Below are 25,822 nucleotides of genomic sequence, written 5' to 3' on the forward strand. Positions count from 1 at the left end.
AAAATATTTTTAGGAGAAAATATTGGTATTTTTAAATTAGAGATCGTTTGAGTTCTTGTCTCAATTCATTTTTATCTTTGAGGAAGAAGATTCATAAAGCAGCGCGATAAGAGCTTATCTGATGTAAAGACCTTTGCGTGTCTTTATAGTATTCTACGATTTAAGTACTTAAAACTCTTTACAGGGTTTTCAGTAAATTAAAGTTTATAATGTGTATTATATTTTTAAATATTTTATCATTACAAAATTTATACTGTGCATTAAAATTGTTCACGCCAAAAAGCAGGGATAAAAAGCACGAATATGGTTATAATTTCAAGTCGTCCGGCTAGCATAAGAAAACTCAAAATCCATAGAGCATTATCGTTAATTGTAGAGAAATTGCCAGCAGGACCAATAATATCTCCAAAACCTGGGCCAATGTTTGAAAGAGCGGTTAAGACACCAGTAAATGAAGATGTAAAATCAAGACCGGTTGTGAGAAGAAGTGCCGTGCCAATAACAAGACAGAACATATAAAGAGAGACAAAAAATAAAACTGCTTTGGCAACGTCGCTCGATATATTTGCGTTATCATAGTGAGCTTTTACAATGACGTTTGGTGAAAGAAGTTTTTCTATATTTGCTTGGGTAATTCGCCAGAGGATAATTAAGCGATTGATTTTCATTCCACCAGAGGTAGAACCCGCACAGCCACCTGTAAAAGAGACAATAAAAAAAACGCCAAGGGCAAAAGATCCCCAAAGCTGATAATCTTCAGCGCTATATCCAGTGGTGCTGATAATAGATGTGAGATGGAAAATAACATCAAGGAAGATCCAGTGGAAGGAGCGATGGTCATGAAAATGTAGCCATGCTGCCAAAGCAAAGCTAAAGAAGAAAACAATATTGAGAAAAACAATCACTTGTGAATCAATAAAACGTTTGGAGCGGCCAGGAAGTACGAGTTTAACATAAAGCACGAAAGGTAAGGCGGAGAGTAACATAAAGATTGTTGAGACAATTAAGATAGCTGGGTTTTTAGAAAAATAACCAAAAGAGGCGTCGTGGGTTGAAAAGCCAGCTGTCGCTATCGTACTCATTGCATGGTTAATGGCATCAAATAAACTCATGCCTGAAGCAAAATAGGAGAGCATACATGCCAATGTTAATCCAACATAAGCTATGATGATTCCGTTGGCAATTTGATTGATACGAGGCAATATTTTTTCAGATTTATCTGATGATTCCATGTGAAAAAGGCGTACTCCTCCAACACGCAGTGAGGGTAAAAGCAAGAGGGCTAAACCGATAAAGCCAATACCGCCAATCCAACATATAATCGAGCGCCATAGCAAAATACTTCTCGATAAAGTGTCAAGACCTGTGAGTACTGTGGAACCTGTCGTTGTAATTCCAGAAACAGATTCAAAGATTGCTCCTGCTAGAGAAATTGAAAGAGGAGAAAGGTAAAGGGGCAAAGCACCCACGATGCTTCCTGTTAGCCAAAGACAAACAGTGAGCATAAACCCTAGCCTTGCTGAGAAACGACACGTAGCTCCTTTGGTTGCTAACAGAATCAGTGTCGCTAACATAGTGGTTATGGCACAAGAGTAGAGGAAAGTTCTCCAATTATGGTTTTTGTCGTGCAAATCTACAAAAACCGGCAGAAGCATTGCTGCTCCCATAATTAATGCAAAACGCGCACAAACATTGATAATAAACTGAAAAATGATCGTTCCCTATCTTTGTATCACTTTTTATTACGATTTTGTGCTCATAAAAATTTACATTTTTTATCTTTAAAGATAAAGATTAATTTTTACATTACGCGCATCTTTATCACTTGGCAATCGAAGCTTTTTACCAAACTTGAAAGAAGTACATATACACCATAGTTTAAACTGTTGAAAAATGTTTTTTTAAAGACTGTATTCCATTATAATTTATAGATAATTAAAGAACAATAAGTGAAGGGAATTCCATGGCACGATTGCATATTCGTCTGCTCATACTTGGCTCTGGCCCAGCTGGTTATACAGCGGCAATCTATGCGGCAAGAGCAATGCTCAAACCAACTTTGGTTACTGGTTTGCAACAGGGCGGACAGTTGACGATTACAACTGATGTTGAAAATTATCCAGGTTTTGCTGATCCAATTCAAGGACCATGGTTGATGGACCAAATGGCAAAACAAGCTGAAAATATGGGAACAAAAATTGTCTATGATAGCATTATAAAGGCTGATTTATTGCAGTATCCTTTTATTTTAGAGGGGGATTCAGGGGCTCAATATTGTTGTGATGCGCTCATTATTGCAACGGGAGCGAAGGCACGTTGGCTTGGTTTGGAAAGTGAACAGACTTTTATGGGTGGTGGTGTTTCTGCTTGTGCTACATGTGATGGCTTCTTTTATCGTGATAAGGATGTTATTGTTGTGGGTGGTGGTAATACAGCGATTGAAGAAGCTCTTTATTTATCGCATTTGGCGAAAAGTGTAAGCGTAGTGCATCGGCGCAATTCTTTCCGAGCGGAGAAAATTTTACAAGATAGATTGCTCGCTTGCAAAAATGTCCGTGTTCTTTGGGATCACGTCATAGAAGAAATCGTTGGTTTGCCAGCTCAGGATTCAAGAGGAGCCGTTGTGACAGGTGCACGCCTTAAAAATGTTAAAACTGGACAAGAAATGAAGGTCAATGCGGAGGGAATATTTATTGCCATTGGGCATGATCCAGCTGTTTCTTTGTTTGAAGGACAACTAAAACAAAAACGAGGTGGCTACTTATGGACAGTACCAGATTCAACAGCAACAAGCATTACTGGTGTTTTTGCCGCAGGTGATGTAACAGATGAAGTTTTCCGCCAGGCTATAACAGCGGCAGGAAGAGGGTGTATGGCAGCATTGGAGGCAGAACGTTTTTTAGATTCGCAAGTATAAAACAGACATAAAATTGATTTAAAATAAGAGGTCAAATTGTGACATCACCGTTGGATTGGGATAAACTAAGGGTTTTTCATGCTACGGCAGAAGCAGGTTCTTTTACACATGCAGCTAAAAAGCTTCATTTATCTCAATCAGCTATTTCGAGGCAGGTTTCAGCTTTGGAGCAAGATGTCGGTGTATGTTTATTTCAGCGTCATGCGCGTGGATTAATCTTAACGGAGCAGGGTGAAATTCTTTATCGTACAACGCATGATGTTTTGATGAAGCTTGAGAGTGCACGCTCACAATTAAGTGAAAGTTGTGAAAAACCAACAGGGGATCTACGGATTACATCAACTTTTGGAGTGGGGGCAGGATGGCTTGTCGAGCGTATGCCAGAATTCCTTAGCCTTTATCCAGATATACAGGTTCAACTCTTATTTGATGATAAAGAACTTGATCTAACGATGCGTCAAGCAGATTGTGCTGTTCGTTTGCATCAGCCTCAACAGCCTGACCTTATACAAAGAAAACTCTTTACAATTCATATGCATGTTTATGCTTCAAAAAATTATATTGTAAACTATGGGAAACCAGAAACATTGTCTGAACTGGATACACATCGTATTATTTCATTTGGAGAACCTATTCCACACTATTTGGCTGGTTTGAATTGGTTGGAAAAGGCTGGTAGAAATGATAATTCTTTGCGCCTTTCAGTCTTACGAATTAATAACATTATTTCAATAAAGAAAGCGATTATATGTGATCTTGGTATCGCTGTGCTTCCTGATTATATCGTGAATAATGATGAGCGACTTGTGCGCCTTTTTCCTGATATGGTTGATATTCCTTCCTTTGATACTTTTTTTTGTTATCCTTATGCTTTAAAAAATTTGGCAAAGCTGAAAGCTTTTCGAGATTATATTTTTTTAAAAGCGCGTCAGTGGTCCTTTTAAAGAGACAGTATTTTAAGCTATGTGTTTATTGCATAGCAGATGCGCTGAAGTCTCTCTTGTGATTCTTCTGATAAAATGACATAGAGTATTATCTCTTGATTATGTTTGCCTCCCATTGCATTTTCTTGAGTGTTCCCTTATGAAAGTCTGCCAGATTGATTTTGTCTCTGGAGATTTTCCAAATTGGCCGGACATTTGTCCGGCTTTTTTTTAGCTTTTGAAATAAGCATTTAAAAATGCAAATCTTTTAAATCTTTTAGAAGACAGTAACGAAAAATTTTCACAAGTTTTATGAAAGTCCAACAATTTTTTAGGAAACATCAAGGTGGGTGAGAAGCTTAGGATTATAGTGATCATTGCAAAACAAAACAGCTTTGAATGAGAGATGTAGTTTTTATAAGCGTTCAATTTTCAGTGCATAAATTGAGTGAAGCAGTGTATATTTTACGAGCCTATAAAAGCTTTTTTAGTGCTGATCATTTAAGATGATTAAAACATTCAAAAAGAATTGTTTCTTGATGATAAAAGTAAAATAGCTGAAAGTATAGGTCTCAATATGGGGGAAAAATATGTAAAAATTTCATTTTTAAAATTACACCTGTTTCATCTTTTTGAGTAGAACACTTCAGTTTTTTAAATTTGCTCTTGGTTTCTATCTTCATACAGTTTCACTGGGACACATTTTTACAGCCTCTCTTTATTTATGCCATAGTCTAACGGTCAATACTCTTTCAAAAAATTTGATCAGCAAGAAAGAGGGAAAGCGCTTTTTAAAGTAAACTATGACAAAAGCGCTGGATACGTAAGCAAGCTTCTTCAAGCAACTTCTCCGATGCCGCATAAGAAATGCGAAAAGCTGGCCCTAGTCCAAAAGCAGATCCATGAACGACAGCGATTGATTCTGCTTCTAGAAGTGCTATGACAAAGTCTTCATCATGAGAAATCACTTTACCTTCCGGTGTTTTTTTTCCAATGAGTCCTGCACAGGAAGGATAAACATAGAAGGCGCCTTCTGGTGTTGGACAGTGAATACCAGGAGCTTGGTTTAACATGGAAACGACGAGATCACGGCGCGCTTGGAAAACACTTTTATTTTGAGCAATAAAATCTTGGGGACCAGTAAGTGCTTCGACGGCAGCCCATTGTGAGATAGAACTTGTGCCGGATGTTTGCTGACCTTGAATGATATCCATGGCTTTAATTAATTCCTGTGGTCCCCCTGCATAACCGATTCGCCAACCTGTCATGGCATAAGCTTTAGAAACACCGTTCATGGTGAGTGTGCGCTCATAAAGCTTCGGTTCTACTTCTGCTGGAGTGACAAAGGTAAAACCGTTATATGTTAGATGTTCATAGATATCATCAGTGAGGATATAAACATGAGGATATTCTATTAAAACATCTGTTAGCTTTTTTAATTCATTGTGCGTATAAGCCGCACCTGATGGATTTGAAGGAGAATTAAAAATAAACCATTTGGTTTTAGGCGTGATAACAGCCTCTAACTCTTGCGGTTGAAGTTTATAAGAAAACTCAGCTTTTGTTTCTACGAAGACAGGTGTACCGCCATTGAGTGTAACCATTTCTGGATAACTGACCCAATAAGGAGAGGGAATGATGACTTCATCTCCTTTATTTAAGGTTGCCATCAACGCATTGAAGAGGATTTGTTTACCACCGGTACCAACAATAATTTGCTCTGGTTGGTAGTTAAGATTATTTTCTCTTTTAAATTTGGTTGCAATTGCTTGACGTAATTCTGGAATTCCAGAGATGGGGGTATATTTTGTTTCTCCCCGTTGAATAGCTTCAATGGCAGCGTTTTTGATATTATCTGGTGTATCAAAATCGGGTTCTCCAGCGCTTAAAGCAATAACATCACGACCTAACGCTTTCAAATTACGTGCTTTTTGAGAAACAGCAATTGTTGCAGAAGGTTTGATATGAAAAAGCCTTTCGGCGATAAAAGCCATGATTCCAATCCTTAGATGATAGAAGCAAATAATTCTTGATTTGAGGTATTTTATAAGAGATTACATTGTATGCAATAAAAAATTGCAAAAAAATTCTTTAGTGTTATGTGCTTGAATAAAGGCTTCAAAAGATAATTGTAGTATTTTATTTACAAACAACGAAAATATTCTCATAAAAAATTTTTCATCAAGGGTTAAAGCTTAGCAAAGGTTTTACGGTTTATTAAGAAAAGTTTTTTTATGAGAATGAGGACTGGAAATTTTCTTCTATCCTTAAGAAAGTGTACAGGAGCGGTAAATGTTACGCATCTTTGTGTGGAATAAATAACACAACGGATTGATTTATAAAGATAAATCATTATTTTTATAACTTGTATCATACCCCCGAATATTGTAAGATTCTTTCATCTTATTTCATTTTGAATCAATTAAAACTATCTCGTTGCACATCACAAGTGGGATTATTGTGTGGATAAAAAATAGAGAAGAAAGGAGTAAAAATGCCTCTTATGAATCGTCTGAAGAGCAAGGGCTGTCGCAACATTGGGGCCGGTGAATAGTATGATAGGGTCGGCTTGTACCTTCACAAACGTAAAGATGGTGGTGCTCGATGGATTTATCAGAATACCATTCATGGGCGCCGTCATGAAATGGGTTTGGGTGCTTTAAGAGACATCCCTTTAAAACAAACCCGTGAATGTGCAACCCAATGGTGCTCTGTTCTTCGTGAAGATGACACAAGTTTAGAAAAATTTATCAAGGGCTCTGAATATAAATCTAGAATGGTTTATGCTCTCTTTATCCGTACCGATCTCTCTCATTGCTGTTCATTACAATAAAAAGATATGATAAAAGACGATATTTTATCGGATGATTCTTCAAAAAAAACTAACAGGTTAGACGTATTTTCTAGCGATTCGATAAAAAGTTTTTTCTTTTATACGATTTTTGAATGCGTTTTGTAAAAAGCAAAAAACCTTCGTTTTTGCAAACGAAGGTTTTTAAAGCATATTGCATAATTGAAAGATTAAAGTGCTGCAAGATTTCCAGCAGCAAATTTTCCAGAACGACGATCTTGAAGAACGTCATAAGAAATCTTTTGTCCTTCATTAAGGTTATTTAAACCAGAACGCTCAACAGCGGAAATGTGTACAAAGACATCTGCACTTCCATCACTCGGCTGAATGAATCCAAAGCCTTTTGTTGTATTAAACCACTTAACTGTTCCTGTAGACATAGGAAACTCCTTAGAATATATAATTATGTTGTGCATTGAAGTCAAAAAGCCTCCAATACAATTTTAGATCGAAATTAGGTGGGAGAAGTTTCGTCGAAAGTGCAGATCGCACAGGAAAGAAAGTCACATAACCGAAAGTTCGATAAGAACTCTATAAGAGTTTTTGAGATAAAAAGCAAGAATTAATTGGTACTTTTATATAAAAAAATTGAGAGAGAGTATTTTGCATCATGGTAAAAAGTTCAAGTGAAATAGCTTTGCAGTGAACGCACTCCAAGGTCCTTTTTTTTCAGTGCTTTGATAGCTTCCATGGCAGCTTCGGCTCCAGCTACGGTTGTATAATAGGGGACTTTTTGCATGAGTGCTGCATGGCGTAAGGATTTCGAATCGGAAATAGCACTGGCAGTGCTGGTTGTATTAAAAATCAATTGAATTTGTCGATTACGAATGGCGTCCTCAATATGAGGATGCCCTTCTAGGACTTTGTTAATTTTTTTTGCCTCAATATTATGTTCGGTCAGGAATTTTTGTGTTCCACTTGTTGCTAAAACAGTAAAACCAAGCTTAGATAAAAATTTTACAGGATTTAAGATACGCTTTTTGTCTTCATCTCTTACAGAAACAAACAATGTTCCCTCTTTTGGTAGCTCAATACCCGCTCCAAGTTGGGCTTTAGCAAAAGCAAGAGCAAATTCATAATCAAGTCCCATGACCTCACCCGTTGAGCGCATTTCTGGACCAAGAAGTGTATCGACACCTGAAAAACGAGCAAAAGGAAAAACGGATTCTTTGACAGCAATATGTTGTTTTTGCGGCAGAGAGGGTAGTCCACCGTAAGCTTGAAGAGCTTTATCGAGCGTTTCTCCTGCCATAATCCGTGCGGCCATTTTAGCAATGGGACGACCAATCGTTTTTGCGACGAAAGGAACAGTACGCGAAGCACGCGGATTGACCTCCAAGACATAAATTGTCTCATCTTTAATGGCATATTGTACATTCATTAGACCACGAACATGAAGTGCCTGTGCTAATGCTATTGTTTGGCGCTCTAATTCAGCTACTGTTTTATGAGAAAGTGTATGGACTGGTAGTGAACATGCTGAATCACCAGAGTGAATACCAGCTTCTTCAATATGCTCCATAATACCAACAACCAGTGTTTTTTCTCCATCGCAAAGACAATCAACATCAACTTCAATTGCTTCTGTTAGATAGGTATCAAAGAGAAGTGGATTTTTACCAAGCAATGTATTGATTTGTCCTGTTTTGTCGTTGGGATAACGGGCTTTGATATCTTCTGAAACCAATTCAAGGACACTCTCAAGCAAATAATTTTGTAAGCTACGCTCATCACGGATAATTTGCATAGCACGTCCTCCTAGAACATAAGAAGGACGTACAACCAATGGAAAACCTAACTCATGGGCAATGAGGCGTGCTTGTTCAATTGAATGGGCAATACCATTTTGAGGCTGTGTTAAGTTAAGTTTAAACAACAATTTTTGAAAGCGATCTCTATCTTCTGCTAAATCGATGGCTTCAGGAGAAGTACCCAAAATGGGGATATTCTGTTTTTCTAGTGCGCTTGCTAACTTCAGTGGTGTTTGCCCTCCAAATTGGACGATGGCTCCAACCAATTCACCTTTTTGCTGTTCTGTTTCTAAAATAGCAATAACATCTTCTGCCGTTAAAGATTCAAAATAAAGACGGTCAGAGGTATCGTAGTCTGTCGAAACGGTTTCTGGATTGCAGTTAATCATAATGGCTTCAAAGCCTGCATCACGGAGCGCAAAAGCAGCATGACAACAACAATAGTCAAATTCAATGCCTTGGCCGATACGGTTTGGTCCTCCACCTAAAATAGCAATTTTTTTGCGTTCAGAAACTTGTGCTTCTGATTGTTCTACACCTGCAAAGGGAACTTCATACGTTGAATACATATAGGCTGTCGGTGAAGAAAATTCAGCTGCACATGTGTCAATCCGTTTAAAAACATTTCTAACATTCAGGGATTTGCGCAGAGCAGCAATATTAGCAGATTCTTGTCCCGTAAGGGTGGCTAAACGCGCATCCGAAAAACCCATAGCTTTTAACATGCGTAAATTCTCTGCGTCTTTGGGTAGTCCATGGGTGCGGATGTATTGTTCCATGTCAACAATGGAGGCTATTTGTTCCAAAAACCATGGATCAATTTTGCTGATTTGGTGGATTTCATTTAAGGGTAAGCCCGTACGCATTGCTTGAGCAATGTAGCGTAGACGATCAGGACTTGGTATGGCTATGGCAGAGCGTATAGAACTCTTTTCATCACCTTCAGCATGTTCAGGGATTACAATTTCATCAAGACCGGTAAGTCCAGTTTCAAGCCCACGGAGCGCTTTTTGCAGCGATTCTTGAAAAGTGCGTCCTATTGCCATCACTTCTCCTACAGATTTCATCGCAGTTGTTAAGACAGTTGATGAACCAGGAAATTTCTCAAAAGCAAAACGAGGAATTTTGGTAACGATATAGTCAATAGAAGGTTCAAATGATGCCGGTGTTGCACTGCCTGTGATATCATTTTTTAATTCATCAAGTGTGTAGCCAACTGCCAATTTAGCCGCTACCTTGGCAATGGGAAAACCCGTTGCTTTTGAGGCAAGCGCTGAAGAGCGGGAAACACGTGGATTCATTTCAATAACAATGAGGCGTCCATTTTCAGGATTAACAGCAAATTGTACATTGGACCCACCCGTTTCAACACCAATTTCACGCAGTACAGCAATTGAAGCATTGCGCATACATTGATACTCTTTATCCGTTAAGGTGAGGGCAGGGGCTACCGTAATCGAATCGCCAGTATGAATACCCATGGGATCAATGTTTTCAATGGAGCAAACAATGATACAGTTATCGTTCTTATCGCGAACAACTTCCATTTCATATTCTTTCCATCCCAAAACACTCTCTTCAATCAAAACTTCTGTAGTTGGGGAAGCTTCAAGCCCTCGTTCAATAATTTCATAAAATTCAGAGCGGTTATACGCAATTCCACCGCCGGTACCACCAAGGGTGAATGAAGGACGGATAATCGCTGGAAGACCAATAATATCAAGAGCTTGAACTGCTTTTGCAGTAGCATGTGCAATATAATGTTGCTTACGCTCAGCTTCTGTATGACGCCAATTGCGTTCAAGATCTTCTAGTGCTTGGTCAAGAGCGTCACCAGAAAGTTTCGCTTTAAGTTCATCGCGCTTCTTTGCGTGTTGGCGTCGATTTTCTTCTTTAAGTTCTGTTGCATTAGCTAACATAGATCGTGGTGTTTCCAAACCAATTTTTGCCATCGCTTTGCGAAATAAAGCACGATCTTCAGCCTTATCAATTGCATCGGCATTTGCCCCTATCATTTCAACGTGATAGCGGTCTAAAACCCCCATACGCTTTAATGATAAGGCGGTATTAAGGGCCGTTTGCCCTCCCATAGTTGGTAAAAGAGCATCGGGACGTTCACGAGCAATAATTTCGGCAACTATTTCAGGAGTAATGGGTTCAATATAAGTTGCGTCAGCTAAATCTGGATCTGTCATAATGGTGGCAGGATTAGAGTTAACCAAAATAATTCGGTAACCTTCTTCTTTTAATGCTTTACAAGCTTGTGTGCCTGAATAGTCAAATTCACATGCCTGACCAATAACAATAGGTCCTGCTCCAATAATAAGAATAGATTTTATATCTGTGCGTTTTGGCATGGTTTTTTCCTATGACAAACATCTGTGTGCAATTGCGTCAGGCAGAATATTTAAATTTTAAGGCTAAAATTGTTTTATAGGTTAAGTGATCAAGAAAGTAAGCCATAAAATGCCTTTTCCATGTTTTTTTTCAGAGAAGTCAAAATTAATAGCTTTGAATATGAGTTTCTTTATGGTCAAAAATTGAGAATTGTAAAGAATAAGTCTTGATACTAAGTTGTTTATTTTATCAAGATGCAAAATTAGAACAAAATTTTCTCGTGTTATGATTCAAAATATGATCAAAACTCTTATCGTAATAAGCTGGCACGATCATTATATTGACTATCGCCCAATGTTGCGATAGCTCTTGCATTAAGACGATTCATTAAAGATATTTTTATTCCTTTTCTAACAGGTTTTTATCCATACGATATTCCCACGTGTGATGGGCAAGGGGATGGTTTGATACAAGATAAGCAGAATTGAAATGAGAGAATCTTAGGATATTCGGGCTTCTCATCCATTATGTAAAACAGTAAATTATCCTTATAAAACAATGTGCTGTATAAAGATATGACACGAATTTGGATAATTTGAGTAAATATTAGTATTATAAGGAACATTTCTGTCCCTATATAAGTTTATTTGAGGGCTCTTAAAACAATAATTCCTGGTGTTTTTGTTACATAATCCATAAAAGGGGAATCCACTACTTTTTCATTTTCTTTTCGTGAAGAAGCATTTCGGAATATTGGACCATTCTCTGTCATGATGAAAAAACCCACATGGGTTACATCCAATCCAGCAAGTTTGGTGTATATACCAATGAAATCACCGGTTTGTAAATGACTTATAACCTCTTCATTAATAAAATGACTTGGAATATAAGTTATGTTGCGTTTAACAATTGGTAATCCGAGAAGGTAGTTTCCACCGTCAGCTTTTTTATTGAGATATTTTTCAGTGTTTACTGCATAGGGGCTGAGCTGTGCGGTGATGTCATTTGCAAGTTTATATTCTCTATAAGCCCAGTCAGTGAAAAAATGCTTCCTCTTCAAAAAGTTTATATTACCATCAACATAACGCGTTTTGATAACATTATTTATGAATTCTGTTTGCGAAGTTGATTTCCGTAATGCTTCAACATAGTCTAGATAAGTGAAACAATCTAAACCTCTAAAATCAATTATGAGTTCTTCTGGTACGTTTTTTGAACCATGCAACATATTTGCTTGGTAAGGTATTCCTAAAAAAGCTCCTGATAGAAAATCAATCATTTTTCCTGTCTCGTGGTTATCGATTTTCGAGCGTTCTTTAAGAAGAATATTGAGTTTCTTTAAAGTATAGGGATCTAGATTTACTTGTTTTTTTTGCTGTGTTTCCGTTTTGTTTTCAGGCGTTTCTTTATTTCCGTCAGATGTCTGAAAATCACATCCTGTAACCAACGCGGAAATTAAAATGAATTGGAATATTTTTCGCATTTTTTCACCATTTTTAAATTTAACAAAGAGTTTCTTTTGCGTTAGTCATATTATCTTGCGTTAATTATTATAGAGTAAAATATCATTTTCTATTTTTATAGAGCATCTTTATCAGCAGTATTTTTATTTGAAGAGAATTGTCGGTGAATTGTTATAATATAATTTGTATGCATTTAATTCATTAAAAGAAATTTTTTAAAAATATGATTCTTTATAAACTTATAGTTTTGCGCATTTAGTACAATGAGAATTTTTGATATTTTTTTGTTTTTACTTTCGTTATAGTTTTTGTGAGAATATGTTATGTAGCTTTAATAGCAGATAGAGTTTAGAATTGTAAGGAAAACAATTTGCAGGCTATAAGTAATCAAAAACTTGATTCAAAATTTACCCATCGTGGGCTTATTTTAGTTTTTATTATTTTGTTATTGGATTTTATCAGTATCGCAATCATTAACCCTATTTTACCTGAATATTTTGCTCAGTTGACAGGAAAGGATATTAGCAAGGTTTCTGGGGAAAGAGGAAGATTACTTATGGCTTATTCAGCAATGCAATTTTTATTTTCTCCATTTATTGGCAATCTCTCTGATCGTTATGGTCGACGTCCTATTTTGCTTATCTCTATTATCAGTTTTGCTCTTTATAATTTTATCTTTGCTATAGCGTGGAGCTATTCTCTGTTGCTTATTGGGTGTCTTTTGTCAGGGATAAGTAGTGCTAGTTTTGCACTCTGTACAGCTTATCTTGCTGATCTATCTGACGATAGAACTCGCACCCGCAATTTTGGTCTGTTAGGAATTGCATCTGGGCTTGGGTTTGTTTTAGGCTCATTTATAGGCGGTTTTTTAGGTCAATTCAGTCCACGTCTTCCGTTTTATTTTGCGGCCGGTTTTTCTCTTATTAATTTCATTTTTTCATGGGTTATGCTTCCAGAAACGCTTCCTATATGCAATAGGCGCTCCTTTGATATTAAGCGGGCAAATCCTTTAGGTGCTTTTTTGCAACTCAGACAATATCCCAAAGCTCTTTGGATGTTATTAGTTTTTTTTCTTTATTGGTTTGCGGAATCTCTATGGCCAAGCATTTGGGCATTTATTGCTAAAGAACGTTACAATTGGAGCACGTTTTCTATAGGATTATCTTATAGTGTTTTCGGTATAGGTCAGATTATTGTGGTCTCTCTTATTCTGCCTTATTTTTCTAAGCGATGGAGCAATTGGCATATTGCGATGTTGGGGCTCCTGTTTGCATTGGTTGCTATGGTTGGCTACACATTTGCAATTCAAGGCTGGATGATTTACTTGGTTTTTGCGTGTACTATGCTTGAATACCTTGTTCATGCGCCTATGCGCGCTATTGCTTCAGCACAGGTGCCGGCGAATGCGCAAGGAGAATTGCATGGAGCGATGACATCAGTTGTTTCATTGAGTTTAATATTTGGTCCCATTTTTTATATGTTTCTTTTCGAACAATTTACACATGAAGATGCGGACTTTTATTTTTCTGGTGCTCCTTTTGTGGGAGGCTTTTGTGTCCTTATCGTTACTACGATAGTTTTTGCTTTACGGGTCCGCTAATTCTTTAAAGTTTTTATTGATGAGAATTTTTCCAAGCTTCATAAGGTAAAGAAAGCTTATGAGCTCTAAAAGAAGATCACATTTATAGTTATACTGAAAAGTAATATGTTTTTGCGAAATGAAAGAACATGGTTTAGGGAAAGAAGCTCAAAAGAAAAGCATTTCAATTAAGCTATCTTTTTATAATTCATGATAAGATCACTGAAATGTTGAAAGAGGTAATGGCTATCTTGTGGACCAGGGGAAGCTTCAGGGTGATGTTGAACAGAGAAAACTGGTTTTCCAATAATGCGAATGCCACAGTTTGAACCATCAAAGAGGGAAATATGTGTTTCTTGGACATGTGGTGGTAAAGAGCTAGCATCTACAGCAAAACCATGGTTCATTGATACAATCTCAACTTTTCCGGTGTTCAGATCTTTAACAGGATGATTGGCACCATGATGTCCTTGGTGCATTTTTATGGTTTTTGCTCCAAGAGTCAGGGCTAAAAGTTGATGACCAAGGCATATGCCGAAAAGCGGTAAATTATGATCAATTAACGTCTTAATAGTTGGAACGGCGTATTGCGCTGTCGCTGCTGGATCGCCTGGACCATTGGAAAGAAAAATACCATCAGGGTTCATTGCTAGAATTTCTTCTGCATTTGTATGGGCAGGCACGATGGTAATGCGTGCATTCTGTGTCGCCATAAGACGAAGAATATTACGCTTAATGCCATAGTCGATTGCAATGATATGAATATTGTGCACATTGTTTGTCTTATAGCCTTTATTCCAGATCCATGGTTTTTCATTCCATTGTCTTAAGGATTGAGATGTAACTCCTTTTGCAAGGTCAAGATTGATGAGACCAGACCATTTTTGTGCACGCTTCTTTAACGAAGGGATATCAAAATTCCCATGAGGATTATGTGCAATAATAGCATTTTGAGCACCTTTTTCTCGGATAAGAATGGTTAGTGCCCGTGTATCAATGCCGCAAAGTGCAATAATTTTACGTGCTTTAAGCCATTGATGCAGGTTTTCATTTGCACGATAGTTGGAGGGCTGCGTAATGTCTGCTTTGAAAAGAGCACCGACTGCGCCATGACAGTTGAGGGGCGTGAGATCTTCGATATCTTCACTATTCGTCCCTACATTTCCTATATGAGGAAATGTAAAATTAATAATTTGTTGCGTATATGATGGATCTGTAAGAATTTCCTCATAGCCTGTTATAGCAGTGTTAAAACAAACTTCACCTTCAGCAACGCCTGTAGCACCTGCTCCTTTACCTTCAATAACTGTTCCATCGGCTAATACTAAGAGAGCTGTAGGTTTTTTTATACTCCAAGGATCGCGAGATGGGATAGTTTGTGTCATAGTGAGCGCCTACAATTTATTTCTGAAAGGTATACCAATCAACATCCCACAAAAGTGTAACAGCTTTTGTGTATATTGTTTGTAATGTTTTGCTTGAGAAAGAGAGTATAGGTACATTCCCTGAAGAGGTAAAGTCCTGTTTTTAAATTTTCTAAAATCATCGATATTAATTATTTTTTACCATGCAATGAATGTAAGACATAGAATAATTTAATGATTGCTGAGAAATTATTTTCTGATTGAACAAAATTAGGGTAATTTACGTTGTCTGACAAGATTGGTGGTGCTCTCAAGCCTGCTTTGAAGGTGTAGAAGAGTATGTATCGTGCCGTTCTTTTGGGTTAGTCAATCACTAGATTGAGAGATCGTGATATTTCTTTATTATGATGAAGAAAAATCAGAAGTGAGAGATCATTATATACAGTTTATTTTAGTTGAAATTCAGAAAACAAATCAAAAAAATGAAATAAAATACAATGCCAATGGGGCTTTATAAAGAGTTTAGTTGCTTAAAATTGCTAGAAAAAACAAAGGGATGGGAGTTATTTATAAAATTCTTCTCCATTAACTTGATGAGATGGAAGAAAGGAAAGTCCTTTCCGTAGGGTTGGTACAAGAAAAGAAAGAGAGAAAATGAAGTGAACTGTGACAGCTTATGGTGTACTTAAGGGAAAATACTATACAGGTATAGGGAAAATAAATTTTTCTAGAATTGGTAAGAGCTTCATAAAAAATTCAGTAAAGTTTATTGAGCAACAAAGTGCATCTGTAATTATAATAAGCAATTCTTGACATAGATATATAAACTAAAGGTAAGAAGTGAAACTCATTAGAAAAAATTAATGTAAATGAGGGCGTTAAAAGAAGAGAATGAGTGTTTTTTGTTAATGAGTAAAAACATCTGTGATCTATTTTATGCTCTTCTTTAAGATGTTACTTTCTTTATTTATGCGGGATTTGTTGTGTAAAGTGGTGAAGCCGTTAAAAACAATTCGGTTAGCAGCAGTGGTTTATCCTTTAATCGCAAACGAGAACGGCGCGCCCACAATGCGCCGTTTTGTCCGATATGAATGTAATCGCGGGTTAATTTGCCACTTTTAAATAGATAGTGTCCCAATGGTTTAGTTCCCAAATGCATCAGTTCTTGATTGTGTTCGAAGAGAGTTTCTTGCGGGATTATCGTGCGTCCAAGAAGCCAAGGCTGATTGTCTCCCATCAGGATAACTTCGCGTAACCAGTAACGTGAGCTCTCAGGGAGATGTTTCGCTTCCTCTTTTAGTTTATCCCGTGTAATGAAACATTCACGTTGTGGTTCGACACGTATACAGGTACAGTGTTTTTTCAATCGAAGTGTCATCGAACCCGTTTCCATGAGCCAGTCACGGATATTTTCTGGTATGAGGTGGTTTTGATCAGGTAGCCACTGTAAAGGTGGCAAGATGGAATCTTTGGGTTCAGACATCATTTTACTCCACATCTAAAACCGTATTCCGTATACTATACTGAATAGTATAAAAAGATGTTTGCAATCTAATACAGAAATGCAAAGGCAGCAAGATTTTAAATAAAAAGTTTTAAAGGAAAAATTGAATCGGAAACCTTTAAAAGGGGCTTTTATTCTTTATACTCCAGAAGCATATTTCAATGATTTTAGAAAAGTTTTAATTGATAAAAAACGAAAATAAAAGATACTGAAAAAAGAGTAGAATAAAATTTTTAACATCTCTTTCTTCCTAGATCAAAATTTAGGAGAGGTATGTGTTGAAGAAATCAGATATTAAAAACAGTGATCTTTGAACGCTAATTTTAAAAGGAAGCTAGTACAGTGAAAGAACACTGTTATCTTTGCTGATATAAATAGGTTGTAGCATAGCGATTGAGGATGGTAAGGTGCAAAAGCTTTGTATCGCTTTTAGTTTAACAACAAAATAACGGTGATCCCAAAGGGATGGGATGATGACCCAAAAAGGATGGTAATGCAAAAATATTGCTAAAACACCCACCCCTCACTTGCTCATTCGCGGTAATTTAAAAAGCTACAGCAACGATATTTCAATTTTCTCGTTTAGCACCCAAAAGTGCCTTGAAAAAATGAAAAGGTGTCTTACGAGCGAACTTTTCTTCCTATCCATATAAGAATGCAGGCTCCTATAAAACCTGAAATGAGATAGCCAAACCAACCAGCAAAGCTTACGCCTAAAAGGCCAAAAACAAAACTGGCTAATATAGCCCCAATAATTCCTAAGATAATGTTTAGAAAAACTCCTGTTTGGCTTTTCATAAAATATTGCGCAGCCCAACCTGCAAGGCCGCCGATAATAATAGCTGCAATCCAGCCGATATTTGCGTCTTCCATTTATATTCTCCTTTGCCTGAATCTTAAAACTAGGGTAAGCTCGACAAAGATCAAGGCTAACTCTTTTGCCTTGGGGATAGATAGAGGAATGCTCCTCTTGAAAACTTTATTATATTTTACTTTGCTGTTTTCTCAATTGATGCGAACATCTTATACGTGCAATATTGTATCTCTAAAATCACAAAAACACACCATTACCCGCATAATACCAAAAAATGCTGAAATTCGCAATTGTTTTCCGTAAAGAAAAAATGTTTGTAAAAGCGCATTGAGAGCATATAAATTGAATTTATGAGGAGATTTTTTTGCCAACTCTTCTAACAAGTTTTAAAAAGACTGAAAGGATATAAATAAAGAAACAAGAAAAATTATAATTCGAGAAGTTTGAACGGAAGCTTGTCCATACGATACCAATGATCCTTGAAGTGATCTTTAGGGCTGTTGTTCTTTAAATTTTTACAAACTGTTGTGTCAATTGAATCTTTAAAAATATTATAATTTTTGCAAACCGATGGCGTTTTATCTTTCTCATATTCCATTTTTTTCTTAGTGCTGTGGATCGGTTTAGTCTTTAGCAAGCTTTGATTGGACAAAGACATTTAAAGACGTGAATGCGCAAAATTTAATAATCGATGGAATATGTTCATTGTTCAAATATTCTCAAGGTGAAGGTTTAGACGTTTGTTGTTCAGTAGGATTACGTAGGCGGGAGTTTTGAAGAAGTCCTTGCGCTTCTAAAATTGGGTAGATCATTGAGGTTAAAAGGGAGTTGATTTGTTTTAAATCGCGTACAGTGTCGAGATGAAGGCTGGATGACTCTATGTTTTTAAGGTCACCTTCACGAAGGCGTTTAAAATGCTTTAAACTCATCTCTTTTTCTAAATTTCGGAGCTGGTCTTTTTTCTGCACCAATAAATGTGCGGTATGGGTGTCATGTGAGACAAGAACATTAAATGCGATATGCGCATTGGCTAAAACAATGGAATGGAAGCGCAAGAGATCATTCCATCCATCGCTACTAAACTTTAGACCTTTTTGTTGTTTCTTTTTAACAAGCATAAGCATATTATGAATAATGATGTCTCCTGCTTGATCTAATTTTATACAAGCACCTAGAAGTTCTTGAGTTTGGAGGGCTTGTTCATCAGACAATTTTTGTCCAGCTAATCGTGCAAGATAAAGTTTAATTGCAATATGCTTTTTGTCCAGCATTGTGTTTAGCTGATTAAGCTCACGGATGATATCGGGATCAGGTTTTTCATAAAGTCCCATGATCTTTTCTAGCATAATATCCACAAGATCACAGATATGGATAACTTCACGCATGACATTAGAAAGTGCTAAAGTTGGGCGCTCAAGAACGCTATCATCAAGAGCTGTTTGATCAGATAAATTCAGTGTTTTATCACTTTGTGTTTTTTTTGTACTGATGTGAACAATTGTGGTGGTTAGTTTTAAAACCGCTGTTGAGAGTGGTATTCCAGCAAGGAGAATAAAAACGTTAAAAATGATATGGGCGTTGATAACTTGAGTAGAGGGGGTATTGCCAAGCCATGTGATTGGTGGTTGAAAGAAGAGAAAGAAGAGAAGGATCAAGATTGAACCGGCTCCGCGCATGAGCAAATTCCCCAAGGGCACGAGGCGGGCATTAGGGGAGGCATTGCGTGTTAAAAGCGGTGCTATAAGAGAGGAACCAAAATTAACGCCAAGGACCATTACAACACAGAGTTGGGCATGTATAAGGTCATAGTTGGCAAAATTGACCAGCAAGATGATTCCTGCAATGGATGAATGTAAGAGATAAGTGAGTGCTGCTGCCAATAAAAAAGTAGAAATAGGATCTGTTGAAAGATAACGAATGATGCTAGGTAAAAGAGCGCTATCCCGTAAAGGCTCAGTGGCTGAACTGATCATTTGTAAAGATAAAATCAAAAGACCGATGCCAATGATAATACGTCCCATTTGACGCCACTCACGTTTTTCAGTTGTCATGAAGATACTTGTGCCAATTAAAAGACACAGTGGCACAACAAGAGTAAGGTCATAGGAAAGAATTTTGACAACAAATGCTGATCCTAATTCTCCTCCACGGACAGCCATCAGTCCTGCTACACCAGAGACAAAACCAGATTCGACAAAAGAACCAACAAGGAGTGTGATTGCTGTAGAGCTTTGTAAAATCATTGCTGAAAAAAGTCCGAAACTTACAGAAAACAATGGTTTGGAGATGACATGACGCATTTTATATTTAAGCCTGTCACCATAAGCGCGTTCAACGCCTGTGCGTACCATGCGTGTTGCCCAAAGAAGTAAAGAAATAGCGCCGGCAAGATGAAGGAGTACCAATGAACCATTCATGATACTTTCTCTTTCTTTGTTGTTATAAATAAGGTTGATGTAAAAAATTCATGCATTGAAGCTCATTATTTTACTTTTCTTTCGTTTCTAATACATGACGAAAATCATAACCACTCGGATTTTGAAAAATCTTTAGACCAAAACTAGGAAGAATGGAATAAAGGTGGTCAAAAATATCAGCTTGAATTTGTTCATATTCTAGCCAATTTGTTGTGTTGGTAAAACAATAGATTTCCAAAGGTAAACCATCAGGTGTAGGAGGTAATTGTCGTGCCATCAGGGTCATGTTTTGTTCGATGTTTAAATGCTTTTTTAAATAAGCAACAACATATGCACGGAAAGTTCCAATGTTGGTTAAACGGCGCGTATTGGCTAACACGTCATGATTTTTATCTAATTGAGTATTCCATTGATTAATTTCTGGTATTTTTTGTGTGAAATAATTTTCTAACAAATTAAATCGGGATAGATATTGTTGTTCTTCTTCTGTGTGAAAACGGATGCTTGATTGGTCAATAAAGAGCGACCGTTTAATACGCCGTCCACCTGCTTCTTCCATGCCACGCCAATTCTTAAAAGCGTCGGTTACCAATTTACGAATAGGCACAGTCGTGATTGTTTTATCAAAATTTTGAACTTTAACGGTATGGAGTGCAATTTCAGTGACATCGCCATCGACATCGAGGCTGGGAATTTGAATCCAATCACCGACACGGACCATATCGGTAGATGAAATTTGGATGCCTGCAATGAGAGACAGAAGTGTATCTTGGAAAATCAGCATGAGGACGGCGGCCATTGCACCAAGACTGGAGAGAAGGATAAGTGGTGAGCGGTCAATTAATGTCGCTACCATGAGAATTGTAGCTACAGTAAAAAGCGCAATTTTGGCGATTTGAATATAACCCTTTATTGGTTTTAACCGCGCCGTTGGCTGTTGTTCATAAAGGATATTAATAACATTAAGAAGGGAAGAAATTGCAAGGGCAACCACAAAAATAATGAAGGCATTAGCAACATTGCCTATAATAGTGTTGAGAGCATCAGGAAGTGTTGGGATAAAATTAATGCCGATTGAGAGAGTAAAAGCTGCAACAATGTTCGCTATATACCGAATAGTGGATTCAATATCAGCGGTAGTATTTTTAGGGAGAAAAGAAGAAAGCCGTTTTGCTCCGTGAAAGAGAAGGCTTCGTGCTAAAAAATTGACTAAAAGCGCAATGATGATAAGAATAATGAGCCAAACAATAGATTCTAGCAAAGGATACTGAACAAGAAATTTTATCACTTTTTTTACTCTCCATTTCTGAAAAATATGCGGTTGAACCTTTAAAACTTTTCAATCGCTTAAAAGGAAGTGTTGGAATTATGCTCTAAAGTGGTTAAATATGCAAAAAAGAATTTTTAAACTCTGTGAGAGATAATGCGTTTTTCGGCCGATTTTCTTGATGACCTTCGCACTAGATTGCCAATTTCAACAGTTATTGGCCAGAGGGTGATCTTTGATCCCAAGAAAAGTAAACCTTCGCGAGGAGATTTTTGGTGTTGTTGCCCATTTCATGGTGAGAAGACTCCAAGTTTTCATTGTGATGATCGTAAAGGACGCTATTATTGTTTTGGTTGTGGTGTGAATGGTGATATTTTTACTTTTCTTTGTGAGCTTGATGGGTTGCACTTTTCAGAAAGTGTAGAGCGTTTGGCTGATTTTGCAGGGATCAAATTACCTCTTTTTGATCCACAAAGTCATAAACGTCAAATGGAAAAGGCTGATCTTTATGATGTTATGAAAATAGCTACGGATTTTTTCCAACAGAGCTTATATGATAAAGCCAGTGTGAATGCGCGTCGTTATCTTGATGCACGTGGTGTGACACCAGAACTTGCAAAGCGTTTTCGAATTGGTTTTGCTCCAGTGAAACGGACAGCTTTAAAAGAAGCTTTAAGTGCGCGCGGAATTTCAATTAAACAAATGGAAGATTGTGGGCTGCTCAAATTGAGTGAAGATAATACGGTTTCCTATGATCGATTTAGAAATCGTATTATGTTTCCCATTGAAGATTTACGCGGACGTGTGGTGGCTTTTGGAGGGCGTGCGTTAGAGAAAGATACACCAGCAAAATATCTCAATAGTCCTGAAACAGTGCTATTTCATAAAGGGAATATGCTTTATAATGCAGCATCAGCTCGCAAAAATAGCCGCTTCGTTGGCGATGAGAAAATCCATTCACTTGTTGTGGTTGAAGGTTATATGGATGTCATCGCGTTGACTAAAGCTGGTTTTGAAGGAGCGGTAGCACCTTTGGGGACAGCGTTAACGGAAGCACAAATTGAGCTTTTATGGCAGATGGGATCCGATCCCATTTTGTGTTTTGATGGAGATGATGCTGGCTTAAAAGCTGCTTTTCGTGCTGCTGATCGTGTGCTGCCTCTTTTGAAATCAGGCGTTTCTGTGCGCTTTGTTTTGTTGCCACAAGGTAAAGATCCAGATGAAATTATTTCTGCTGGTGGTGCACAACTTTTCTCTTCTTTTTTGCAAAAAACAATTCCGTTGATTGAACTTTTGTGGCAGCGTGCTGCTTACGGAAAGAATTTTGAAACTCCAGAAGCACGGGCGACGCTAGAACAACAACTAAAACAACAAATTTTTACAATTAAAGATCAAGATATACGCCGTTATTATTTGCAAGATATAAAAAAACGGCTTTTTGATTTTTTTCGTCCCTCTTTTTCGAAAAAAAAGAGTACAGGGCGGTATCAACAGCCCTCCCACAATAGGATCCTAAAAGATCACTCTTTTTCTGTTTTGGAAAATTCTGACATAGTGCGTAATTCGTCGCAATCTATTCCTTTGCGTGAAGCAGTTATTTTGTTGATTTTAGCTTACTATCCTGAGTTATGGTATGAAAATTTTGAAGTTCTTGCTGAATTGGAGTTGCAAAACAGTCAATTAGTCTGTTTTCATCAATCTATGTTAGAAATTCTTGGGGATCAGCAGCTTCATGATAAAGAAACAATGATTGCGCTCTTAGAGGAAAAAGGGCAAACAGCTCTGTTAGAGCGTATGAAACATCTTGTGCAACATGTTGGCATGCGTACTGTTTTTATTGGAGCTCCTATAGAAGATGCTCGGGCTATATTAAAACAGGCTCTCTACTTGCATCTTCAAGAACACCACCTACATAAGAGATTACAAGATATTGAAGAGCAACTTGTAAGGAATCCTAACAGCGAGGTCTTTAATCTGCTTCGTGAGATAAAAAGTGAGCTGGAACAGATGCAAGCGACAGAAGCGTTAATTGAAGGATTTGGAAGTTAGTTGGATAAAAAAATAGACGGGAATAACCAAGATACGATAAAATGATTCGCTTTTTTAATGCGAATCAGTCACCTAAGGCTTAAGATGAGGAAGTTTATGTAGAGCGACATTTTTATAAAGAATGACGGCTGGATTTTAGGAAAAGCGGGAAATTGGTTCTTACTATATGCTGCAGAGATTATCTCAGAAAGGCTGAGAGGTGTCGGGGAAACTTCTTGAGTTTTCCCGCGTTTTTGTGTGAATGAAGTACTTATTTCGAATGTATTCTTTCTGATAGTAATCTCCTCTAAGAGGAAGTATATATTGGAAAGGTTCCGATACGTTAGGTAAGAATGAGAAATGCTGGTCACGTGGAAGCTGTGGAGTGATCAAGTGGAGTTACGGTATGGCAACAAAGGTTAAACAGAAAAATAATGTGGAAGTAATAAGCCAAACGAGTTTGGATAGTCCTCTTCTTGATTTTTCTGATGATGCCATTAAAAAAATGGTTAAGCTCGCCAAAAAAAATGGTTATGTGACAATGGATGAACTGAATGCAGTTCTTCCATCTGAAGAGGTTACGTCTGAACAAATTGAAGATATCTTGGCAATGTTTTCTGAGATGGGTGTTAATGTTGTTGACGATGAAGATGATGTCGATTCTGAACATGATGAGGAAGAAGTTACGGTAGAGGGAGGAGATCTCGTAGAGGCTTCTAGTCACGCGATTGCAACGACAACGAATAAGCGTGAAGTTACAGATCGTACTGATGATCCGGTGCGCATGTATTTACGAGAAATGGGAGCCGTTGAACTGCTTTCGCGGGAAGGCGAAATTGCCATTGCCAAACGTATCGAAGCAGGGCGTGAGACAATGATTGCAGGACTTTGTGAAAGCCCTTTGACTTTTCAGGCTCTCATTATTTGGCGTGAAGAATTGAAAGAGCAGCGTATTCTCCTTCGTGAAATTATTGATCTTGAAATGACTTATGCTGGTCCAGAAGCAAAGCAGGCTCCTATTGTTGAGCGAAGTGAAATTAATAAGATAAAAGAGGAAAAAATATCTTCTGGTATGCGCAATATGGAGGGGATTGCGGGAGAGAGAGGCGTTGAGGATGAAGAAGATGATGAGGATGATGTTAACTTGTCGCTTGCTGCAATGGAAAATGAACTCTGTCCCCAAGTCATGGAAACATTGGATTTTATTGCACAAACCTATGTAAAATTGCGGAAATTACAAGATCAACATGTTGAGAGTAGTTTGGCAGAGCGTAAAGAGGGGGCTCTTACATCCTCTCAGAGAAAAAAATATGTTCAATTAAAGGGTGAGTTGATTCAAGCCGTAAAATCTCTTTCTTTAAATCAAAACCGTATCGAATCTTTGGTTGAACAGCTTTATGACATCAATAAAAGATTGATTCACAATGAGGGTAAGCTGAAGCGAATTGCTAACAGTTATGGTATTGGTCATGAGGATTTTTTAAAAGAATACCAAGGACGTGAACTAGATGCAGATTGGATAAATTATATTGCGACTTTACCAGGATCAGGGTGGAAAGAATTTTCAAGGCGTGAGGGAAAAGAAATTCAGAGATTGCGTAGCGAAATACAAAATCTTGCACAAGAGACTGCTATTTCAATTGGTGAATTTCGTCGAATTGTTACGCAGGTGCAGAAAGGTGAACGCGAATCAACAATTGCTAAAAAAGAAATGGTCGAAGCTAATCTCCGTCTCGTGATTTCAATTGCAAAAAAATATACCAATCGTGGTTTGCAGTTTCTGGATCTTATTCAAGAAGGCAATATTGGTTTGATGAAAGCCGTGGATAAATTTGAATACCGTCGTGGCTACAAATTTTCAACTTATGCCACATGGTGGATCCGTCAGGCAATTACTCGTTCAATTGCTGATCAAGCACGTACTATTCGTATTCCTGTTCATATGATTGAGACAATTAACAAAATTGTTCGTACATCACGACAGATTCTCCATGAAATTGGACGGGAGCCTACACCAGAAGAATTGTCCAGTAAACTTTCTATGCCGTTAGAAAAAGTACGAAAAGTCCTTAAAATTGCAAAAGAACCTATTTCACTCGAGACACCTGTTGGTGATGAGGATGATTCGCATTTAGGTGATTTTATTGAGGATAGAAATGCGTTATTGCCGATTGATGCTGCTATTCAAGCAAATCTACGGGATACAACCACGCGCGTGCTGGCTTCATTAACGCCACGTGAAGAACGTGTGTTGCGAATGCGTTTTGGTATTGGGATGAATACAGATCACACTTTGGAAGAAGTTGGTCAGCAATTCTCAGTGACAAGAGAGCGTATTCGACAAATTGAAGCAAAGGCGCTTCGTAAGTTGAAGCATCCTAGCCGTTCAAGAAAATTGCGTAGTTTTCTCGATTCTTAACAAGGGCTTTATGTCTTTTCCAAGGATGTATCATTTTCTTAAAGAATGTGGGAAAGTGTATTTCATAGAGTTTTTAGGATACCTTCTTAAAAAAGGAAACGAGGCAAGAGTTGTAAAATATTTTGTGATGTGCAAGGCAATGATTTTAATTGCTTCATCATAAACAGGATCAAATTCAAAGAATCTTA

15 protein-coding genes and 2 pseudogenes are annotated in these 25,822 nt (G+C 37.5%); 6 read left to right on the plus strand and 11 right to left on the minus strand.

Annotated features, from left to right (window positions below):
- Window positions 1–260 precede the first annotated feature (260 nt).
- Window positions 261–1,655, minus strand: coding sequence for a TrkH family potassium uptake protein (locus tag AC0QT1_RS05015; protein WP_473200319.1), 1,395 nt, complete (start codon window positions 1,653–1,655; stop codon window positions 261–263).
- Between the two features lie 308 nt (window positions 1,656–1,963).
- Between AC0QT1_RS05015 and trxB the strand changes: the two genes are divergently transcribed.
- Complete coding sequence (trxB, locus tag AC0QT1_RS05020; RefSeq protein ID WP_473201773.1) at window positions 1,964–2,917, plus strand: thioredoxin-disulfide reductase; 954 nt, start codon at window positions 1,964–1,966, stop codon at window positions 2,915–2,917.
- A gap of 38 nt (window positions 2,918–2,955) precedes the next feature.
- On the plus strand, window positions 2,956–3,861 hold the full coding sequence (locus AC0QT1_RS05025; RefSeq protein WP_473200317.1) for a LysR family transcriptional regulator: 906 nt from the start codon (window positions 2,956–2,958) through the stop codon (window positions 3,859–3,861).
- A 770-nt stretch (window positions 3,862–4,631) separates the two neighbouring features.
- Here AC0QT1_RS05025 and AC0QT1_RS05030 read toward each other — a convergent pair.
- Window positions 4,632–5,834, minus strand: coding sequence for a pyridoxal phosphate-dependent aminotransferase (locus AC0QT1_RS05030; RefSeq protein WP_473200316.1), 1,203 nt, complete (start codon window positions 5,832–5,834; stop codon window positions 4,632–4,634).
- A gap of 500 nt (window positions 5,835–6,334) precedes the next feature.
- Between AC0QT1_RS05030 and AC0QT1_RS05035 the strand changes: the two are divergent.
- A pseudogene (locus tag AC0QT1_RS05035) lies at window positions 6,335–6,565 on the plus strand (Arm DNA-binding domain-containing protein); the annotation flags it as partial.
- 296 nt (window positions 6,566–6,861) lie between these two features.
- Here the strand turns inward: AC0QT1_RS05035 and AC0QT1_RS05040 are convergent.
- The 4 genes and pseudogenes from AC0QT1_RS05040 to AC0QT1_RS05055 all read right to left on the minus strand — a co-directional run bounded on the left by AC0QT1_RS05040 (window position 6,862) and on the right by AC0QT1_RS05055 (window position 12,262).
- On the minus strand, window positions 6,862–7,071 hold the full coding sequence (locus AC0QT1_RS05040) for a cold-shock protein (RefSeq protein WP_473200315.1): 210 nt from the start codon (window positions 7,069–7,071) through the stop codon (window positions 6,862–6,864).
- A gap of 242 nt (window positions 7,072–7,313) precedes the next feature.
- Window positions 7,314–10,799 (minus strand): carbamoyl-phosphate synthase large subunit, encoded by a 3,486-nt coding sequence (gene carB, locus AC0QT1_RS05045; RefSeq protein WP_473201774.1) that lies wholly within the window; start codon window positions 10,797–10,799, stop codon window positions 7,314–7,316.
- A 296-nt stretch (window positions 10,800–11,095) separates the two neighbouring features.
- Window positions 11,096–11,176 (minus strand): annotated as a pseudogene (locus AC0QT1_RS05050) (DUF4102 domain-containing protein); the annotation flags it as partial.
- A 246-nt stretch (window positions 11,177–11,422) separates the two neighbouring features.
- Complete coding sequence (locus AC0QT1_RS05055) at window positions 11,423–12,262, minus strand: DUF1460 domain-containing protein (protein ID WP_473201775.1); 840 nt, start codon at window positions 12,260–12,262, stop codon at window positions 11,423–11,425.
- 350 nt (window positions 12,263–12,612) lie between these two features.
- On the opposite strand from AC0QT1_RS05055, the gene AC0QT1_RS05060 reads away from it, so the two are divergent.
- The gene (locus AC0QT1_RS05060; protein ID WP_473200312.1) at window positions 12,613–13,842 is read left to right on the plus strand and encodes an MFS transporter; all 1,230 of its coding nucleotides are present in this window, start codon (window positions 12,613–12,615) and stop codon (window positions 13,840–13,842) included.
- Between the two features lie 167 nt (window positions 13,843–14,009).
- Here AC0QT1_RS05060 and carA read toward each other — a convergent pair whose 3' ends face one another.
- From carA to AC0QT1_RS05085, 5 genes are all read right to left on the minus strand, one after another.
- Window positions 14,010–15,206 carry a glutamine-hydrolyzing carbamoyl-phosphate synthase small subunit gene (gene carA / locus AC0QT1_RS05065; protein ID WP_473201776.1) on the minus strand — a complete coding sequence of 399 codons (1,197 nt, stop codon included), beginning with the start codon at window positions 15,204–15,206 and terminating at the stop codon, window positions 14,010–14,012.
- Between the two features lie 946 nt (window positions 15,207–16,152).
- On the minus strand, window positions 16,153–16,671 hold the full coding sequence (ubiC, locus tag AC0QT1_RS05070; protein ID WP_473200310.1) for a chorismate lyase: 519 nt from the start codon (window positions 16,669–16,671) through the stop codon (window positions 16,153–16,155).
- A gap of 639 nt (window positions 16,672–17,310) precedes the next feature.
- Window positions 17,311–17,562, minus strand: a complete 252-nt coding sequence (locus AC0QT1_RS05075) for a GlsB/YeaQ/YmgE family stress response membrane protein (RefSeq protein ID WP_473200309.1) — start codon at window positions 17,560–17,562, stop codon at window positions 17,311–17,313.
- A gap of 660 nt (window positions 17,563–18,222) precedes the next feature.
- Window positions 18,223–19,920, minus strand: coding sequence for a Na/Pi cotransporter family protein (locus tag AC0QT1_RS05080; RefSeq protein WP_473201777.1), 1,698 nt, complete (start codon window positions 19,918–19,920; stop codon window positions 18,223–18,225).
- 70 nt (window positions 19,921–19,990) lie between these two features.
- On the minus strand, window positions 19,991–21,208 hold the full coding sequence (locus AC0QT1_RS05085) for a mechanosensitive ion channel family protein (protein WP_473200307.1): 1,218 nt from the start codon (window positions 21,206–21,208) through the stop codon (window positions 19,991–19,993).
- A 135-nt stretch (window positions 21,209–21,343) separates the two neighbouring features.
- On the opposite strand from AC0QT1_RS05085, the gene dnaG reads away from it, so the two are divergent.
- Window positions 21,344–23,236, plus strand: coding sequence for a DNA primase (gene dnaG, locus AC0QT1_RS05090; RefSeq protein ID WP_473201778.1), 1,893 nt, complete (start codon window positions 21,344–21,346; stop codon window positions 23,234–23,236).
- Window positions 23,237–23,621: 385 nt separating this feature from the next.
- Window positions 23,622–25,634 (plus strand): RNA polymerase sigma factor RpoD, encoded by a 2,013-nt coding sequence (gene rpoD, locus AC0QT1_RS05095; protein WP_473201779.1) that lies wholly within the window; start codon window positions 23,622–23,624, stop codon window positions 25,632–25,634.
- Window positions 25,635–25,822: the final 188 nt, after the last annotated feature.

It is taken from the genome of Bartonella sp. P12B (assembly GCF_055796185.1).

Coding starts and splice junctions, on each gene's coding strand:
- carB (WP_473201774.1), bottom strand. CDS start 10,799: ATGCCAAAACGCACAGATATAAAATCTATTCTTATTATTGGAGCAGGA.
- AC0QT1_RS05055 (WP_473201775.1), bottom strand. CDS start 12,262: ATGCGAAAAATATTCCAATTCATTTTAATTTCCGCGTTGGTTACAGGA.
- ubiC (WP_473200310.1), bottom strand. CDS start 16,671: ATGATGTCTGAACCCAAAGATTCCATCTTGCCACCTTTACAGTGGCTA.
- AC0QT1_RS05080 (WP_473201777.1), bottom strand. CDS start 19,920: ATGAATGGTTCATTGGTACTCCTTCATCTTGCCGGCGCTATTTCTTTA.
- dnaG (WP_473201778.1), top strand. CDS start 21,344: ATGCGTTTTTCGGCCGATTTTCTTGATGACCTTCGCACTAGATTGCCA.
- AC0QT1_RS05030 (WP_473200316.1), bottom strand. CDS start 5,834: ATGGCTTTTATCGCCGAAAGGCTTTTTCATATCAAACCTTCTGCAACA.
- AC0QT1_RS05015 (WP_473200319.1), bottom strand. CDS start 1,655: ATGCTTCTGCCGGTTTTTGTAGATTTGCACGACAAAAACCATAATTGG.
- trxB (WP_473201773.1), top strand. CDS start 1,964: ATGGCACGATTGCATATTCGTCTGCTCATACTTGGCTCTGGCCCAGCT.
- AC0QT1_RS05075 (WP_473200309.1), bottom strand. CDS start 17,562: ATGGAAGACGCAAATATCGGCTGGATTGCAGCTATTATTATCGGCGGC.
- rpoD (WP_473201779.1), top strand. CDS start 23,622: ATGGCAACAAAGGTTAAACAGAAAAATAATGTGGAAGTAATAAGCCAA.
- AC0QT1_RS05040 (WP_473200315.1), bottom strand. CDS start 7,071: ATGTCTACAGGAACAGTTAAGTGGTTTAATACAACAAAAGGCTTTGGA.
- carA (WP_473201776.1), bottom strand. CDS start 15,206: ATGACACAAACTATCCCATCTCGCGATCCTTGGAGTATAAAAAAACCT.